At 68.7% G+C, this 13650-nt stretch carries 14 protein-coding genes; 11 read left to right on the plus strand and 3 right to left on the minus strand.

The window, feature by feature from the left end:
• Positions 1 to 15 precede the first annotated feature (15 nt).
• Positions 16 to 1191, minus strand: a complete 1176-nt coding sequence (gene tuf, locus BLP73_RS15085; protein WP_090745876.1) for an elongation factor Tu — start codon at positions 1189 to 1191, stop codon at positions 16 to 18.
• Between the two features lie 203 nt (positions 1192 to 1394).
• On the opposite strand from tuf, the gene BLP73_RS15090 reads away from it, so the two are divergent.
• Both BLP73_RS15090 and BLP73_RS15095 read left to right on the plus strand, forming a co-directional pair.
• A complete protein-coding gene (locus BLP73_RS15090) occupies positions 1395 to 2249 on the plus strand; it encodes a DUF533 domain-containing protein (RefSeq protein WP_090746487.1) in 855 nt (284 codons plus the stop codon).
• Positions 2250 to 2340: 91 nt separating this feature from the next.
• Positions 2341 to 3249, plus strand: a complete 909-nt coding sequence (locus BLP73_RS15095; protein WP_090746489.1) for an SDR family oxidoreductase — start codon at positions 2341 to 2343, stop codon at positions 3247 to 3249.
• Here BLP73_RS15095 and parC read toward each other — a convergent pair.
• Positions 3246 to 5507, minus strand: a complete 2262-nt coding sequence (gene parC / locus BLP73_RS15100) for a DNA topoisomerase IV subunit A (protein WP_090746492.1) — start codon at positions 5505 to 5507, stop codon at positions 3246 to 3248. The genes BLP73_RS15095 and parC overlap by 4 nt on opposite strands.
• A 130-nt stretch (positions 5508 to 5637) precedes the next feature.
• Between parC and BLP73_RS15105 the strand changes: the two genes are divergently transcribed.
• The 9 genes from BLP73_RS15105 (at position 5638) to betC (ending at position 13137) form a co-directional block, all read left to right on the plus strand.
• Positions 5638 to 6180 carry an SH3 domain-containing protein gene (locus BLP73_RS15105; RefSeq protein WP_217630699.1) on the plus strand — a complete coding sequence of 181 codons (543 nt, stop codon included), beginning with the start codon at positions 5638 to 5640 and terminating at the stop codon, positions 6178 to 6180.
• Positions 6177 to 7001: an SDR family NAD(P)-dependent oxidoreductase gene (locus BLP73_RS15110; protein WP_090746499.1), complete on the plus strand. Its 825-nt coding sequence runs from the start codon at positions 6177 to 6179 to the stop codon at positions 6999 to 7001. Before BLP73_RS15105 ends, BLP73_RS15110 begins: the two co-directional genes overlap by 4 nt.
• Positions 7002 to 7026: 25 nt before the next feature.
• Positions 7027 to 7227: a twin transmembrane helix small protein gene (locus BLP73_RS15115; RefSeq protein ID WP_090746502.1), complete on the plus strand. Its 201-nt coding sequence runs from the start codon at positions 7027 to 7029 to the stop codon at positions 7225 to 7227.
• Positions 7227 to 7799 (plus strand): cob(I)yrinic acid a,c-diamide adenosyltransferase, encoded by a 573-nt coding sequence (locus BLP73_RS15120; RefSeq protein WP_090746505.1) that lies wholly within the window; start codon positions 7227 to 7229, stop codon positions 7797 to 7799. The genes BLP73_RS15115 and BLP73_RS15120 overlap by 1 nt, the downstream gene beginning before the upstream one ends.
• A 105-nt stretch (positions 7800 to 7904) precedes the next feature.
• Positions 7905 to 8663 (plus strand): electron transfer flavoprotein subunit beta/FixA family protein, encoded by a 759-nt coding sequence (locus BLP73_RS15125; protein WP_090746508.1) that lies wholly within the window; start codon positions 7905 to 7907, stop codon positions 8661 to 8663.
• A complete protein-coding gene (locus tag BLP73_RS15130) occupies positions 8663 to 9589 on the plus strand; it encodes an electron transfer flavoprotein subunit alpha/FixB family protein (RefSeq protein ID WP_090746511.1) in 927 nt (308 codons plus the stop codon). Before BLP73_RS15125 ends, BLP73_RS15130 begins: the two co-directional genes overlap by 1 nt.
• 166 nt (positions 9590 to 9755) lie before the next feature.
• On the plus strand, positions 9756 to 10631 hold the full coding sequence (locus BLP73_RS15135) for a 3-hydroxybutyryl-CoA dehydrogenase (protein WP_090746514.1): 876 nt from the start codon (positions 9756 to 9758) through the stop codon (positions 10629 to 10631).
• 79 nt (positions 10632 to 10710) lie between these two features.
• Entirely contained in the window at positions 10711 to 11643 is a 933-nt protein-coding gene (gene choX, locus BLP73_RS15140; protein WP_090746517.1) for a choline ABC transporter substrate-binding protein, read from the plus strand.
• 3 nt (positions 11644 to 11646) lie between these two features.
• Positions 11647 to 13137 (plus strand): choline-sulfatase, encoded by a 1491-nt coding sequence (betC, locus tag BLP73_RS15145; RefSeq protein ID WP_090746520.1) that lies wholly within the window; start codon positions 11647 to 11649, stop codon positions 13135 to 13137.
• Positions 13138 to 13177: 40 nt separating this feature from the next.
• On the opposite strand, the gene BLP73_RS15150 is transcribed toward betC, so the two are convergent.
• A complete protein-coding gene (locus BLP73_RS15150) occupies positions 13178 to 13594 on the minus strand; it encodes a DUF2852 domain-containing protein (RefSeq protein ID WP_425415699.1) in 417 nt (138 codons plus the stop codon).
• Between the last annotated feature and the right edge of the window lie 56 nt (positions 13595 to 13650).

The raw sequence follows: 13650 nt of genomic DNA on the forward strand, positions 1-13650 counted from the left end.
TCGCTGTGGCTCAGATCACTTGATGATCTTCGAGACGACGCCGGCGCCGACGGTGCGGCCGCCTTCGCGGATGGCGAAGCGCAGCTTCTCTTCCATCGCGATCGGGGCGATCAGCTCGACCTCGAACTTCAGGTTGTCGCCCGGCATCACCATCTCGGTGCCTTCCGGCAGCTTCACGGTGCCCGTCACGTCCGTCGTGCGGAAGTAGAACTGCGGGCGGTAGTTCGCGAAGAACGGCGTGTGGCGGCCGCCCTCTTCCTTGGTCAGGATGTAGGCCTCGGCCTCGAACTGCGTGTGCGGCGTCACCGACTTCGGCTTGACCAGGACCTGGCCGCGCTCGACGCCGTCACGGTCGATGCCGCGCAGCAGGACGCCCACGTTGTCGCCCGCCTCGCCGCGATCCAGCAGCTTGCGGAACATCTCGACGCCCGTGCAGGTCGTCTTCTTGGTGTCGCGGATGCCCACGATCTCCAGCTCGTCGCCGACGTTGACGGCGCCGCGCTCGATCCGGCCGGTCACCACCGTGCCGCGGCCCGAGATCGAGAACACGTCCTCGATCGGCATCAGGAACGGCTGGTCGATGGCGCGCTCGGGGGTCGGGATGTACTCGTCCACCGCGGCGATCAGCGCGCGGATCGAGTTCTCGCCGATCTCGGGATCGCGGCCTTCCATCGCGGCCAGCGCCGAGCCCTTGATGATCGGGATGTCGTCGCCCGGGTAGTCGTAGGAGGACAGCAGCTCGCGCACCTCCATCTCGACCAGTTCGAGCAGCTCCTCGTCATCCACCTGGTCGACCTTGTTGAGGTAGACTACCATGTAGGGGATGCCGACCTGGCGGCCCAGCAGGATGTGCTCGCGCGTCTGCGGCATCGGGCCGTCGGCGGCGTTCACGACCAGGATCGCGCCGTCCATCTGCGCCGCGCCGGTGATCATGTTCTTGACGTAGTCGGCGTGGCCCGGGCAGTCCACGTGGGCGTAGTGGCGCGCCTCGGATTCGTATTCCACATGCGCGGTCGAGATCGTGATCCCGCGGGCCTTCTCTTCGGGCGCGCCGTCAATCTGGTCATAGGCGCGGAACTCGCCGAAATACTTCGTGATCGCTGCCGTCAGGGTCGTCTTGCCGTGGTCAACGTGGCCGATCGTGCCGATGTTGACGTGCGGTTTCGTCCGTTCAAACTTTGCCTTTGCCATGTGGGCCTCCTGGATACCGCGGGGCATGGCGTGACGGCCCCGGATTTGACGTGCGCTGCGATCTATAAGGGCGGCGGGGAAAAATCAAGGGCGCGCCGACGCCTGCCGCTGTTTGCCCCGGCGCCGGAACCGCGGGGCGGAACGCACGTTCGGTCGCGGTGCCGCGGACGCCGGACGTCCGCGCGGACAGAGGAGGAATCCCGATGAGTTTAATGAAGAGCCTCGTGCGAGTCGCAGCCGGCGTGGCGCTGGCCAAGGGCCTCGGCTCGGCCATGCGCCAGCATCAGGGCCAGCAGCCCGGGCAGGCCCCGCGGCAGGGCGGCGGCCTGCTGAACGACATTCTTGGCAACAACACCACCGGCCAGGGCGCTGGTCTCGGTGACCTGCTGGGCCGGCTCGGCGGCAGCTTGGGCGGCGGCGGCATGGATAGCGGCACGGGCACGGGCACAGGCACTGGCATGGGCGGCGGCCTGAGCGGCGGCCGCGGTCGTGGCGGCCTTGGCGGGTTGCTGGACGGGCTCGGCGGCGGCGGCGGAAGCTCGGGTGGCGGCCTGCGGGACATCCTGGCAGGCGCGCTCGGCGGCAGCATGGCGGGGGGCCTCGCGCAGAAGGACTCGCAGCCTGCCAACGACGCCAGCTTCGGCCAGGTTCTCGACGACGCGGTCGAGCATGGCGGCGAGCCGACGATCGCGCCCACGCCCGAGCAGAACGCGCTGGCCGGTCTGATGCTGCGCGCCATGATCCAGGCCGCCAAGGCCGACGGCCGGATCGACGAGGGCGAGCGCGCGCGCCTGACCCAGCATATCGGCGAGGATCTGGACGCGGACGAGCAGCAGTTCATCCGCACGCAGATGGCCGCGCCCGTCGATGCGGCGGCGCTGGCCGCCGACGTGCCGCGGGGTCTTGAGGCGCAGGTCTACCTGATGTCGCTTCTGGCCATCGAGCTGGAGGACGAGGCTGAGAAGACCTATCTGCGCGAGCTTGCGAGCCATCTGCGTTTGGACGCCGCACGGGTTGATGCGCTGCACCGCCAGGTCGGGGCGCCCACGCTGAACTGAGGCCGAAGACCGGCCGCGGCAGGCTGCACCCGGCCTGCCGCACACCACGCCCCGCGCCGACGGCGACAGGGCCGTCAACGAAAGAGATCCGATGTCCGACACACCTCCGAACCCGCCCTTCCGCAGCGGCGCGCTGGACCAGCCGCGCATGATCCATCCCGACTTCCCCGAGCAGCACCAGCCCGCGCCGGGCCTTGCCACGCGCATGGACCCGCTGCCCGACCACGGCGAGGAAAGCTATCGCGGCTCGGGCCGGCTGAAGGGCAAGCGGGCGCTGATCACCGGCGGCGACAGCGGCATCGGCGCCGCCGCCGCCATCGCCTTTGCCCGCGAGGGCGCGGATGTTGCCATCAGCTACCTGCCTGACGAGCAGGAGGACGCCGACCGCGTGATCGCCGCCATCGAGGCGGAGGGCCGGCGCGCCGCCGCCCTGCCCGGCGACATCCGCGACGAGGGTTTCTGCAAGGAGATGGTGGAAAGCGCCGTCTCGCAGCTGGGCGGGCTGGGCGTTCTGGTGAACAATGCCGGGCGCCAGCAGTACTGCCACCGGCTCGAGGATCTCGCATCCGAGGATTTCGACGCGACGATGAAGGTGAATGTCTATGCGCCCTTCTGGATCACCAAGGCGGCGCTGCCGCATATGGGCACGGGCGGGTCGATCATCATCACCTCGTCGGTGCAGGCCAAGTCGCCGGCCGGGCATCTCTTCGACTATGCGCAGAGCAAGGCGGCCAACGTCGCCTTCGCGCAGTCGCTGGCCAAGCAGCTGGCCCCGCGCGGCATCCGCGTGAACGCCGTATGTCCCGGCCCGTTCTGGACGCCGTTGCAGATCAGCGGCGGGCAGACCCCCGAGAAGGCGCAGCAGCACGGCGCCAGCCAGCCGCTCGGCCGTCCCGGCCAGCCGGTGGAAATCGCGCCGATCTACGTCCTGCTGGCTTCGGACGAGGGCAGCTATCTGACCGGCGAGTTCTTCGGCGCGGTCGGGGGCAGCGGCCTCTAGTCCTGCGGGAAGCGGTTGTCGCGCGGGAAACCGCGCGGCGCCATCCGGCCGGCGCTGCCGCGCTTGCCCAGCCACTCGGTCAGGTCGGTCTCGGTCCGGGTCTTGCCGCCGCCCATCGGCCAGCTGAGCCCCTGCGCCAGCGTCAGGCAGACCGCGTCGCGCATCTGCTCGTCGCGCAGAAGACCGCCGCCCTTGCCGTAGCGCTGCAGCCGCACGCCCTTGCCGCGCGCCATCTCGGGCAGCTCGGCCAGCGGGAAGACCAGCATCTTGCGGTTCTCGCCGATGACCGCGACATGGTCGCCGTCCACGGCCCGGCACAGCAGCGCCTCGCCGTTCAGCACCTGCTTGCCCGTCTTCGTCTGCGCCAGGATGTCGCCGGCGCCGACGATGAAGCCGTCGCCCGATTTCGAGCCCACCAAATAGCGGCTCCCTTCGCGCCAAGGGAACATGGCGATGATCTCGGCCTCGTTCGGCAGGTCGATCATCAGGCGCAGCGGCTCGCCCATGCCCCGCCCGCCGGGCAGGTTGACGGCAGGCAGGGTGTAGAAGCGCCCGTTCGAGGCGAAGAGCATCAGCTTGTCGGTCGTCTCGGCATGGATCGCCCGGCCGGGGCCGTCGCCGTCCTTGAACTTCACCTCGGCGTCCAGCGGCTGGTGGCCCTTCATCGCCCGGATCCAGCCCATCTTCGACAGGATCACCGTGACCGGCTCGCGCTCGATCATGGCATCGAGGTCGATCACCGGCGCATCCGCCGCCGCCTCAGCGATGGTGGTGCGGCGCTGGCCCTCGGGCTTGGACTTGCCGAAGGCGTTGCGCACCGCCTTCAGCTCGGCGGCGATGCGGTCCCATTGCGCGGCCGGATCGTCCAGCATGGCCTGCAGGCCCGCCCGCTCGTCCAGAAGCCCGTCCCGCTCGGCCCGCAGCTCGATCTCTTCCAGCTTGCGGAGCGCGCGCAGGCGCATGTTCAGGATCGCCTCGACCTGCACCTCGGTCAGCGCGAACTCGGCCATCATCACGGCCTTGGGCTCGTCCTCGTGGCGGATGATCTCGATCACCCGATCGAGGTTCAGGTAGGCGATCAGGTAGCCTTCCAGCACCTCGAGCCGGGCGGCGATCTTGTCCAAGCGGTATTGCGAGCGGCGGACCAGCACCTCGCGCCGGTGGTCGAGGAAGGCGCGCAGCACCTCCTTGAGCGAGCAGACCTTGGGCACGCGGCCGTCGATCAGCACGTTCATGTTCAGGTTGAAGCGGATCTCGAGATCGCTCATCCGGAACAGCGCACCCATCAGCTGGTCGGGATCGACCGTGCGGGCCTTGGGTTCCAGCACGATGCGGATGTCCTCGGCCGATTCGTCGCGAACATCGGCAAGGATCGGGACCTTGCGGGTCTGGATCAGCTCGGCCAGGCGCTCGATCAGCTTGGACTTCTGGACCTGGTAGGGAATCTCGGTAACGACGATCTGCCAGAGGCCGCGGCCGAGGTCCTCGACCGACCAGCGCGCGCGCAGGCGAAAGGCGCCGCGGCCGGTGCGGTAGGTTTCGGCGATGCTTTCGGGACTTTCGACCACCACGCCGCCGGTCGGGAAGTCCGGCCCCTTGATCAGCGTCGCCAGCGTGTCGTCCCGCGCCTCGGGCGTCTTGATCAGGTGAAGACAGGCATCCACGACCTCGTGCAGGTTGTGGGGCGGGATGTTGGTCGCCATGCCGACCGCGATCCCGGACGCGCCGTTGGCCAGCAGGTTCGGGAAAGCCGAGGGCAGCACGATCGGCTCGGTCAGCGTGCCGTCGTAATTGGGGCGGTAATCGACCGCGTCCTCGGCCAGCCCGTCCATCAGCACCTCGGCCGTCGCGGCAAGGCGGGCCTCGGTGTAGCGGGCCGCCGCCGGGTTGTCGCCGTCGATGTTGCCGAAGTTTCCCTGCCCGTCCACCAGCGGGTAGCGCATGGCGAAGTCTTGGGCGAGCCGCGCCATCGCGTCGTAGATCGCCGCGTCGCCATGTGGGTGGTAGTTGCCCATCACGTCGCCGGTGATCTTCGCCGACTTGCGGAACGGCCCGTTCGGCGACAGGCGCAGCTCGCGCATGGCATAGAGGATGCGGCGATGCACCGGCTTCAGCCCGTCCCGCGCGTCGGGCAGCGCCCGGTGCATGATCGTCGACAGCGCATAGGTCAGGTAGCGCTCGCCGATGGCGCGGCTGAGCGGTTCGGAATGCGTGCCGGTGGTCGCGGCGGCGGGGTCGGGAAGCAGATCGTCGGACATGGCGTCTGGATAGGGTGCGGCGATGCATCGGTCCAGATGCAAATGCGGCCGGCCGGAACGGGCGCGGCGGCCATGCGTTGGGCGCTCAGGGACCTGCCCGGCTTCGGGCGACACGACATTCGGGGGCAAGATGTTGAGACTGCCGGTTCTATTGCTGGTGACGATGGCCGGGATCATCGGCGCCATGCTCATCTGGGGCGACGGCGACCTGCGCGCCGACCGCAGACCCGCCCCCGCCCCGACCGTCGCCGCCGCGCCCGAAGCGGAGGCCGTGCCCGAGCCGCAACAGGACCTGACCGCCGCGGCCGCCGCGGACGAGATCGCCGCCGTGCCCGAGGACGCGCCGCCCCCTGAGACGGCAGAGGCACCGCCCGCCGAGCAGGCCGGGGGGATCGAGCGTTTCGCCGGCCCCACGCTTCAGGTCTCGCCCGAGTTCGCGGACCAGACGGACGCCCCGGCCGAAGCGGGCGAGGCGTCGCTCTGGGTGACGGCGACGCGCCTCAACATGCGGGCAGCGCCCAGTTCCGGCGCGAGCGTCGTCACCGGCCTCGACGGCGGCACCGGGCTGGTGCCCCTCGGCCCGACGGACGGAGACTGGGTCGAGGTCCGCGCCCCCTCCGGCCAGACCGGCTACGTCTCGAGCCAGTTCGTCACCACCGCCCCGCCGCAATGACGCCGAAAGGCCGCGTCCTTGTCACCGGCTGCTCGTCCGGGATCGGTCTCGATGCCGCGCGCCGCCTAACGGCCGAGGGCTGGAGGGTCGTCGCCACCTGCCGCCGCCCCGAGGACATCGCGGCGCGGCAGGCCGAGGGGATGGATTGCCTGCATCTGGACCTGGCGGATGAGGCAAGCGTCACCGCCTGCGCCGAGGCCGCGCTGGCCGCCGGCCCCGTGGACGCGCTGGTCAACAACGCCGCCTTCGCCCTGCCCGGCGCGGTCGAGGACATGCCCCGCGGCGCCCTGCGCGCGATCTTCGAGGTGAACCTCTTCGGCACCCACGACCTGACCCGCCGGCTGATCCCGCAGCTGCGCCAGCGCGGCGGGCGCATCGTCAACATCAGCTCGGTCCTCGGCCTCGTCGGCATCCCCTGGCGCGGACCCTATGTCGCCACGAAGTTCGCGCTGGAGGGGCTGACCGACGTCCTGCGGCTGGAGATGCACGGCACCGGCGTCGAGGTCGTCCTGATCGAGCCCGGTCCGATCACCAGCCGCATCCGCGAGAACGCCATTCCCCATTTCGAGCGATGGGTGGACTGGCGCGGCAGCCCGCGCGCCGAGCAATACTGCGCGAGCCTGCTGAAGCGCCTCTATGAGCCCTCCGGCAAGGACCGGTTCGAGCTGCCGCCCTCGGCCGTGTCGGACCGCATCCTGGCGGCCCTGACGGCGGCCAGGCCGGCCCCGCGCTACTATGTCACGGCCCCCACGCGCATTTCCGGCGTGGCGCGGCGGCTTCTTCCGACCCGCGCTCTGGACTGGTTCGCGCGGCGCAACTAGGTTCACCCGCGAAAGGCGGTCCCTGATGCAAGACAGAACCCTCATGATCCTCAGCATGGTCCTGATCGGCGGGGTCATCGCGATCCTGCTGACCGGCATCGGAGGCTTCGCCAAGGGCGGCGAGTTCAACCGCAAGCACGGCAACCGGATGATGCGCTGGCGGCTCTACGCCCAGGCCTTCGCCATCGTGGTGATGCTGGGCTATGTCTGGTGGAGGGCGAACTGATGGTCGTCCTGAACCGCATCTACACCCGCACCGGCGACAAGGGCGACACGGCGCTGTCGGATGGCAGCCGCGTCGCCAAGCACGATCCGCGCGTCGAGGCCTATGGCACGGTGGACGAGTTGAACGCGACCCTCGGCCTCTGCCGCCTGCACGCGGACGGCGATCTGGCCGCGCAGCTCTCGGTGATCCAGAACGACCTGTTCGATCTGGGCGCGGACCTCTCGCGCCCGAACATGGCGGCGGACGACGAGGCCGGCTACCCGGTCCTGCGGATCATCGACGCGCAGGTGGACCGTTTGGAGGCCGAGATCGACGCGATGAACGCCCGCCTGACGCCGCTTCGCAGCTTCATCCTGCCCGGCGGCAGCGCGCTGGCCGCTCATCTGCACCTTGCCCGCACCGTCTGCCGCCGCGCCGAGCGGCGCGCGACCGAGCTGCTGGCCGGGGGCGACGTGAACGCGGCGGCCATCCGCTACCTCAACCGGCTGTCCGACTGGCTCTTCGTCGCGGGCCGCATCGCCAACGAGGACGGGGCGTCGGACATCCTCTGGGTGCCGGGCGCCAGCCGCTGAACGGCGCAAACGCTGCGTCGCCGTGACGCTTTTGTTCTGTCGCTCGGGTCCGGCTCTGGCTAACGTCCCGAACCGAAAGATGACGCAACCAAGGGAGAGAGGCGCATGAAAGTCCTCGTGCCAGTCAAGCGCGTGATCGACTACAACGTGAAGGCCCGCGTGAAGGCGGACGGGTCGGGGGTCGATCTGGCCAACGTGAAGATGTCGATGAACCCCTTCGACGAGATCGCCGTCGAAGAGGCGATCCGGCTGAAGGAAAAGGGCGTGGCGACCGAGATCGTCGCCGTGTCCATCGGCGTGAAGCAGGCGCAGGAAACGCTGCGCACGGCACTGGCCATGGGCGCGGACCGCGCGATCCTGGTCATCGCCGCCGACGACGTCCACCAGGACATCGAGCCGCTGGCCGTCGCCAAGATCCTCAAGGCCGTGATCGCCGAGGAGGCGCCGCAGCTGGTCATCGCCGGCAAGCAGGCCATCGACAACGACATGAACGCGACCGGCCAGATGCTCGCCGCGCTGCTCGGCTGGAGCCAGGCGACCTTCGCCAGCAAGATCGAGATCTCGGGCGAGACGGCTCAGGTCACGCGCGAGATCGACGGGGGCCTGCAGACCATCGAGGTCAAGCTGCCCACCATCGTCACCGCCGACCTGCGCCTGAACGAGCCGCGCTACGCCTCGCTGCCGAATATCATGAAGGCGAAGAAGAAGCCGCTGGATGAGAAGACGGCCGCCGACTACGGCGTCGACGTGACGCCGCGCCTGACGATCGTGAAGACGCGCGAGCCCGAGGGCCGCAAGGCCGGGATCAAGGTCGGCTCGGTGGACGAGCTGGTGACGAAACTGAAAGAAGCGGGGGTGGTGTGATGGCAGTTCTTCTTCTGGCCGAAGTCATGAACGGCGAGCTGGGCGTTGACGCGACCGCGAAGGCCGTTGCCGCCGTGAAGCCGCTCGGCGACGTGACCGTCCTCTGCGCCGGCGCCTCGGCCCGCGGCGCGGCCGCGACCGCCGCCACCATCGAGGGCGTCGCGAAGGTCCTCGTCGCCGAGGATGCGCGCTACGGACACCGACTGGCCGAACCGACCGCGGCGCTGCTGGCGCAGCTCGCTTCGAACTACAGCCACATCGCGGCGCCCGCGACGACCGACGCCAAGAACATCATGCCCCGCGTCGCCGCGCTTCTGGACGTGATGATCATCTCCGAGGTATCGGCCGTCATCGACGCTGACACGTTCGAGCGCCCGGTCTATGCCGGCAACGCGATCCAGACGGTGAAATCCGCCGACAGCGTGAAGGTCATGACCATCCGCAGCGCCAGCTTCGACGCCGCCGGCACCGGCGCCGGCGCCCCGGTCGAGGACGCGACGCTGGCCGACGATCCCGGCCTCTCGAGCTGGCTGAACGACGAGGTCGCCGCCTCCGACCGCCCCGAACTGGGCTCGGCCAAGCGCATCGTCTCAGGCGGCCGCGCGGTCGGCTCCAAGGAGCAGTTCGCGATGATCGAGACCCTCGCCGACAAGCTGGGTGCGGCCGTGGGCGCGTCCCGCGCGGCGGTCGACTCGGGTTACGCGCCGAACGACTGGCAGGTCGGCCAGACCGGCAAGGTCGTCGCCCCCGACCTCTACGTGGCCGTCGGCATCTCGGGCGCGATCCAGCACCTCGCGGGGATGAAGGACAGCAAGGTCATCGTCGCGATCAACAAGGACGAGGAGGCCCCGATCTTCCAGGTCGCCGATTACGGCCTGGTCGGAGACCTCTTCCAGATCGTCCCGGAACTGACCGAGAAGCTCTGACTCTCTCCTGTGCGCAAATATCCCGGGGGGGAGTCGCGGCACGCGACGGGGGGCAGCGCCCCCCTCCCCGGCAGCCCCACCGCCCCCGCCTCCGGCAGGGGCGGTTTTGCATTGCGGCACCCTGCGGCCCGCCCTATCGTCCGCCCGAGGAAAAACGGAGGACATCATGGCGATCCAATCTGTGGGCGTGGTCGGTGCGGGCCAGATGGGCAACGGGATTGCCCATGTCTTCGCGGTGGCGGGCTATGACGTGCTCCTGAGCGATGTCAGCCGCGACGCGCTCGACAAGGCCGTCGCGTTGATCGACAAGAACCTCGACCGCCAGGTCAGCCGCGAGAAGATCTCGGCCGAGGACAAGGCTGCTGCGATGGGCCGCATCCGCACCACCATGACCATCGCCGACCTCGGCGCGAGCGACCTCGTGATCGAGGCCGCGACCGAGCGCGAGGCCGTCAAGCACGAGATCTTCGCCCAGCTTCTGCCGCATCTGAAGCCGACGACCATCCTGACCTCGAACACGTCCTCGATCTCGATCACGCGGCTGGCCAGCCGCACCGACCGGCCCGAGAAGTTCATGGGCTTCCACTTCATGAACCCCGTCCCGGTCATGCAGCTGGTCGAGCTGATCCGCGGCATCGCCACCGACGACGAGACCTACCAAGCCCTGCTGGCGGTCGTGGAGAAGCTGGGCAAGACCTCGGCCACGGCCGAGGATTTTCCGGCTTTCATCGTCAACCGCATCCTCATGCCGATGATCAACGAGGCGGTCTACACGCTCTACGAGGGCGTCGGCTCGGTGAAGTCGATCGATCTCGCAATGAAGCTCGGCACCAACCATCCGATGGGCCCGCTGGAACTGGCCGACTTCATCGGCCTCGACACCTGCCTCGCGATCATGAACGTGCTGCATGACGGGCTGGCGGACACCAAGTACCGGCCCTGTCCGCTTCTGACGAAATATGTCGAAGCCGGCTGGCTGGGGCGCAAGACGGGCCGCGGCTTTTACGACTATCGCGGCGATACCCCGGTTCCGACACGCTGAATGTCGCTTTCGGGCGGGCATGGCGCGGCGCGCGGTCGTTGACTGAGCGGATAATCAACAAACCCGACAGGAGAGAGACATGACGTCAAGACCCCTGACCGCCGCCTTGGCGCTGAGCCTTCTTGCGGCCCCCGCCCTGGCCCAGGACCCGGCAGAGTGCAGCACCGTGCGCCTGTCCGATCCGGGCTGGACGGACATCACCGCCACCAACGGCGTCGCAGCGGTTCTTCTGGATGCGCTCGGCTACCAGGCCGACATCGCGACCCTTTCGGTTCCGGTGGGCTACGAGGCGCTGAAGGGCGCGCAGACCGACGTCTTCCTGGGCAACTGGATGCCCGCGCAGCAGCGCTTCCGCGACGACCTCGACGCGTCGGGCACCGTGACCGAGCTGGTGCGGAACCTCGAGGGCGCCAAGTTCACCCTGGCCGTCAACCCCGCCGCCGCCGAGCTGGGCGTAACCGACTTCGCCGACCTCGACGCTCATCGCGACGCCTTCCAGGGCCGCATCTACGGGATCGAGCCGGGCGCGCCGGCGAACCAGTCGATCCAGGCGATGATCGATTCGGACGAGTTCGGCCTCGGCGATTGGGAGCTCGTCGAAAGCGGCGAGCAGGCGATGCTGGCGCAGGTCACGCGCAACAGCGGCACGCCGACCGTCTTTCTGGCCTGGGCGCCCCATCCGATGAACGAGGCGATCGACATCACCTATCTCTCGGGCGGCGACGCGCAGTTCGGGCCGGACTTCGGCGGCGCGACCGTCCACACCCTCGCCCGCAGCGCATGGACCGAGAGCTGCCCCAATGCCGCGCGTCTCTTCAGCCAGCTCGTCTTCGACGTGCCGATGGAGAACCAGCTGATGGGCAAGATCCTCGACGACGGCGCGGACGCGCAGGAGGCCGCCCGCGAATGGCTGGCCGAGAACCCGCAGGCGATGGAGCCGTGGCTCGACGGCGTCACCACGCTGGACGGGCAGCCCGGTCTCGAGGCGGTGCAGGCGGCGGTCGCCGGCTGACGCATGACGCCGAACATCCTGATCCTGATGGCGGATCAGCTGTCGGGGGTGCTTTTCCCCGACGGCCCCGCCGACTTCCTGCACGCCCCGAACCTGAAGCGCCTGGCCGAGCGTTCGACCCGCTACGCCAACGCATATACCGGCAGCCCGCTCTGCGCGCCGGGGCGGGCCAGCTTCATGTCGGGCCAGCTGCCAAGCCGCACGCGGGTCTACGACAACGCGGCCGAGTTCGCCTCGGACATCCCGACCTATGCCCATCACCTGCGCCGGGCGGGCTGGCACACCTGCCTGTCCGGCAAGATGCATTTCGTCGGCCCCGACCAGCTGCACGGCTTCGAGGAGCGGCTGACGACCGACATCTACCCCGCCGACTTCGGTTGGACTCCGGATTACCGCAAGCCGGGCGAGCGGATCGACTGGTGGTATCACAACCTCGGCTCCGTCACCGGTGCCGGGGTCGCCGAGATCACCAACCAGCTCGAATATGACGACGAGGTCGCCTATCACGCCTGCCGCAAGCTCTATGACCTCGCGCGCGGCAAGGACGAGCGGCCCTGGTGCCTGACGGTCAGCTTCACTCATCCGCATGATCCGTTCGTGGCCCGGCGCAAGCACTGGGACCTCTACGAGAACGCGCCCGAGTTGGCCGCCCCCGCGCCGATCCCCTACGAGGATCAGGACCCCCATTCGCAGCGCCTGATGGATGCCTGCGACTTCCGCGCGCTTGAGATCACGGACGAGCACATCCGCCGCGCCCGGCAGGGCTACTTCGCCAATATCAGCTATGTCGACGACAAGATCGGCGAGATCTTGGACGTGCTGGAGGCGACGCGGCAGGAGGCGATCATCCTGTTCCTGTCCGACCACGGCGAGATGCTGGGCGAGCGGGGGCTGTGGTTCAAGATGAACTTCTTCGAGGGCTCAGCCCGCGTGCCGCTGATGATCGCCGCGCAGGCGTTGGCGCCCGGCCGGGTGGATCAGCCGGTCAGCACAATCGACGTGCTGCCGACGCTCTGCGATCTGGCGGGCCTGCCGATGGACGAGATCGCACCCTGGACCGATGGCGTGTCACTGGCGCAGGGCGGCGAACGCGGCCCGGTGCCGATGGAATACGCAGCCGAGGGCAGCGTGGCGCCGCTGGTCGCGCTGCGCGATGGGCGGTGGAAATACGTCCAATGTGCCGCCGATCCCGAGATGCTCTTCGATCTGGAGACCGATCCGGACGAGCGGGTGAACCTGGCCGCCGATCCGGCCCATACGGACACCCTGGCGCGGCTGCGGGGAATGGCGGGGGGCCGCTGGAACCTCGATGCCTTCGACGCCGAGGTGCGGCAGAGCCAGGCGCGGCGCTGGATCGTCTACGAGGCGCTGCGGAACGGCGCTTACTACCCTTGGGACCACCAGCCGCTTCAGAAGGCGTCCGAGCGCTACATGCGCAACCACATGGACCTGAACGTGCTGGAGGACAGCCAGCGCTTTCCGCGCGGCGAGTGAGAGAAGGCGGGGCCGGTCGTGCCGGCCCCGGTCTTGCTGGTCAGGCCAGGTCGTGCGTCTCGGCCTTTTCGCCGCGCTTTTCCATGAACTGGTCGAATTCGGCCTTGTCCTTGGCCTCGCGCAGCTTCGCGAGGAAGTCGTTGAACTCGCGATGCTCGTCCTCGAGCCGCTTCAGCGTCTGCTCGCGATAGGCGTCGAAGGCGCTGTTGCCGGTGGTGGGCGCGTAATAGCGGGGCGCGTGGCTGCGCTTGCTGCATCCGAACATGCGTTTGCTCCAGATCATGTAGACAAGAAGGGCCAGGCCAACCGGCCAGACGAAGACGAAGCCGAGGATCATGGCGATGATCCAGGCGAACTTGCCGCGCTCATCCAGCCAGTCGCGGCCCGAGGCGAGGATCTGACCCACCCCCATCTTGCCGCTGCGGACCGGACCAAGCTCTTGCGAGGCTGTCTGCATTCCCGTGTCTCCCTATGTTAATGTTAATCACATTTACATAGATGGATGACAAAGGC

Source organism: Paracoccus tibetensis (assembly GCF_900102505.1).
GTDB lineage: Bacteria > Pseudomonadota > Alphaproteobacteria > Rhodobacterales > Rhodobacteraceae > Paracoccus > Paracoccus tibetensis.

What these genes read in the sequence shown, in the direction of transcription:
- tuf (WP_090745876.1), bottom strand. Translation starts at nt 1,191, where the DNA reads ATGGCAAAGGCAAAGTTTGAACGGACGAAACCGCACGTCAACATCGGC.
- BLP73_RS15090 (WP_090746487.1), top strand. Translation starts at nt 1,395, where the DNA reads ATGAGTTTAATGAAGAGCCTCGTGCGAGTCGCAGCCGGCGTGGCGCTG.
- BLP73_RS15095 (WP_090746489.1), top strand. Translation starts at nt 2,341, where the DNA reads ATGTCCGACACACCTCCGAACCCGCCCTTCCGCAGCGGCGCGCTGGAC.
- parC (WP_090746492.1), bottom strand. Translation starts at nt 5,507, where the DNA reads ATGTCCGACGATCTGCTTCCCGACCCCGCCGCCGCGACCACCGGCACG.
- BLP73_RS15105 (WP_217630699.1), top strand. Translation starts at nt 5,638, where the DNA reads ATGTTGAGACTGCCGGTTCTATTGCTGGTGACGATGGCCGGGATCATC.
- BLP73_RS15110 (WP_090746499.1), top strand. Translation starts at nt 6,177, where the DNA reads ATGACGCCGAAAGGCCGCGTCCTTGTCACCGGCTGCTCGTCCGGGATC.
- BLP73_RS15115 (WP_090746502.1), top strand. Translation starts at nt 7,027, where the DNA reads ATGCAAGACAGAACCCTCATGATCCTCAGCATGGTCCTGATCGGCGGG.
- BLP73_RS15120 (WP_090746505.1), top strand. Translation starts at nt 7,227, where the DNA reads ATGGTCGTCCTGAACCGCATCTACACCCGCACCGGCGACAAGGGCGAC.
- BLP73_RS15125 (WP_090746508.1), top strand. Translation starts at nt 7,905, where the DNA reads ATGAAAGTCCTCGTGCCAGTCAAGCGCGTGATCGACTACAACGTGAAG.
- BLP73_RS15130 (WP_090746511.1), top strand. Translation starts at nt 8,663, where the DNA reads ATGGCAGTTCTTCTTCTGGCCGAAGTCATGAACGGCGAGCTGGGCGTT.
- BLP73_RS15135 (WP_090746514.1), top strand. Translation starts at nt 9,756, where the DNA reads ATGGCGATCCAATCTGTGGGCGTGGTCGGTGCGGGCCAGATGGGCAAC.
- choX (WP_090746517.1), top strand. Translation starts at nt 10,711, where the DNA reads ATGACGTCAAGACCCCTGACCGCCGCCTTGGCGCTGAGCCTTCTTGCG.
- betC (WP_090746520.1), top strand. Translation starts at nt 11,647, where the DNA reads ATGACGCCGAACATCCTGATCCTGATGGCGGATCAGCTGTCGGGGGTG.
- BLP73_RS15150 (WP_425415699.1), bottom strand. Translation starts at nt 13,594, where the DNA reads ATGCAGACAGCCTCGCAAGAGCTTGGTCCGGTCCGCAGCGGCAAGATG.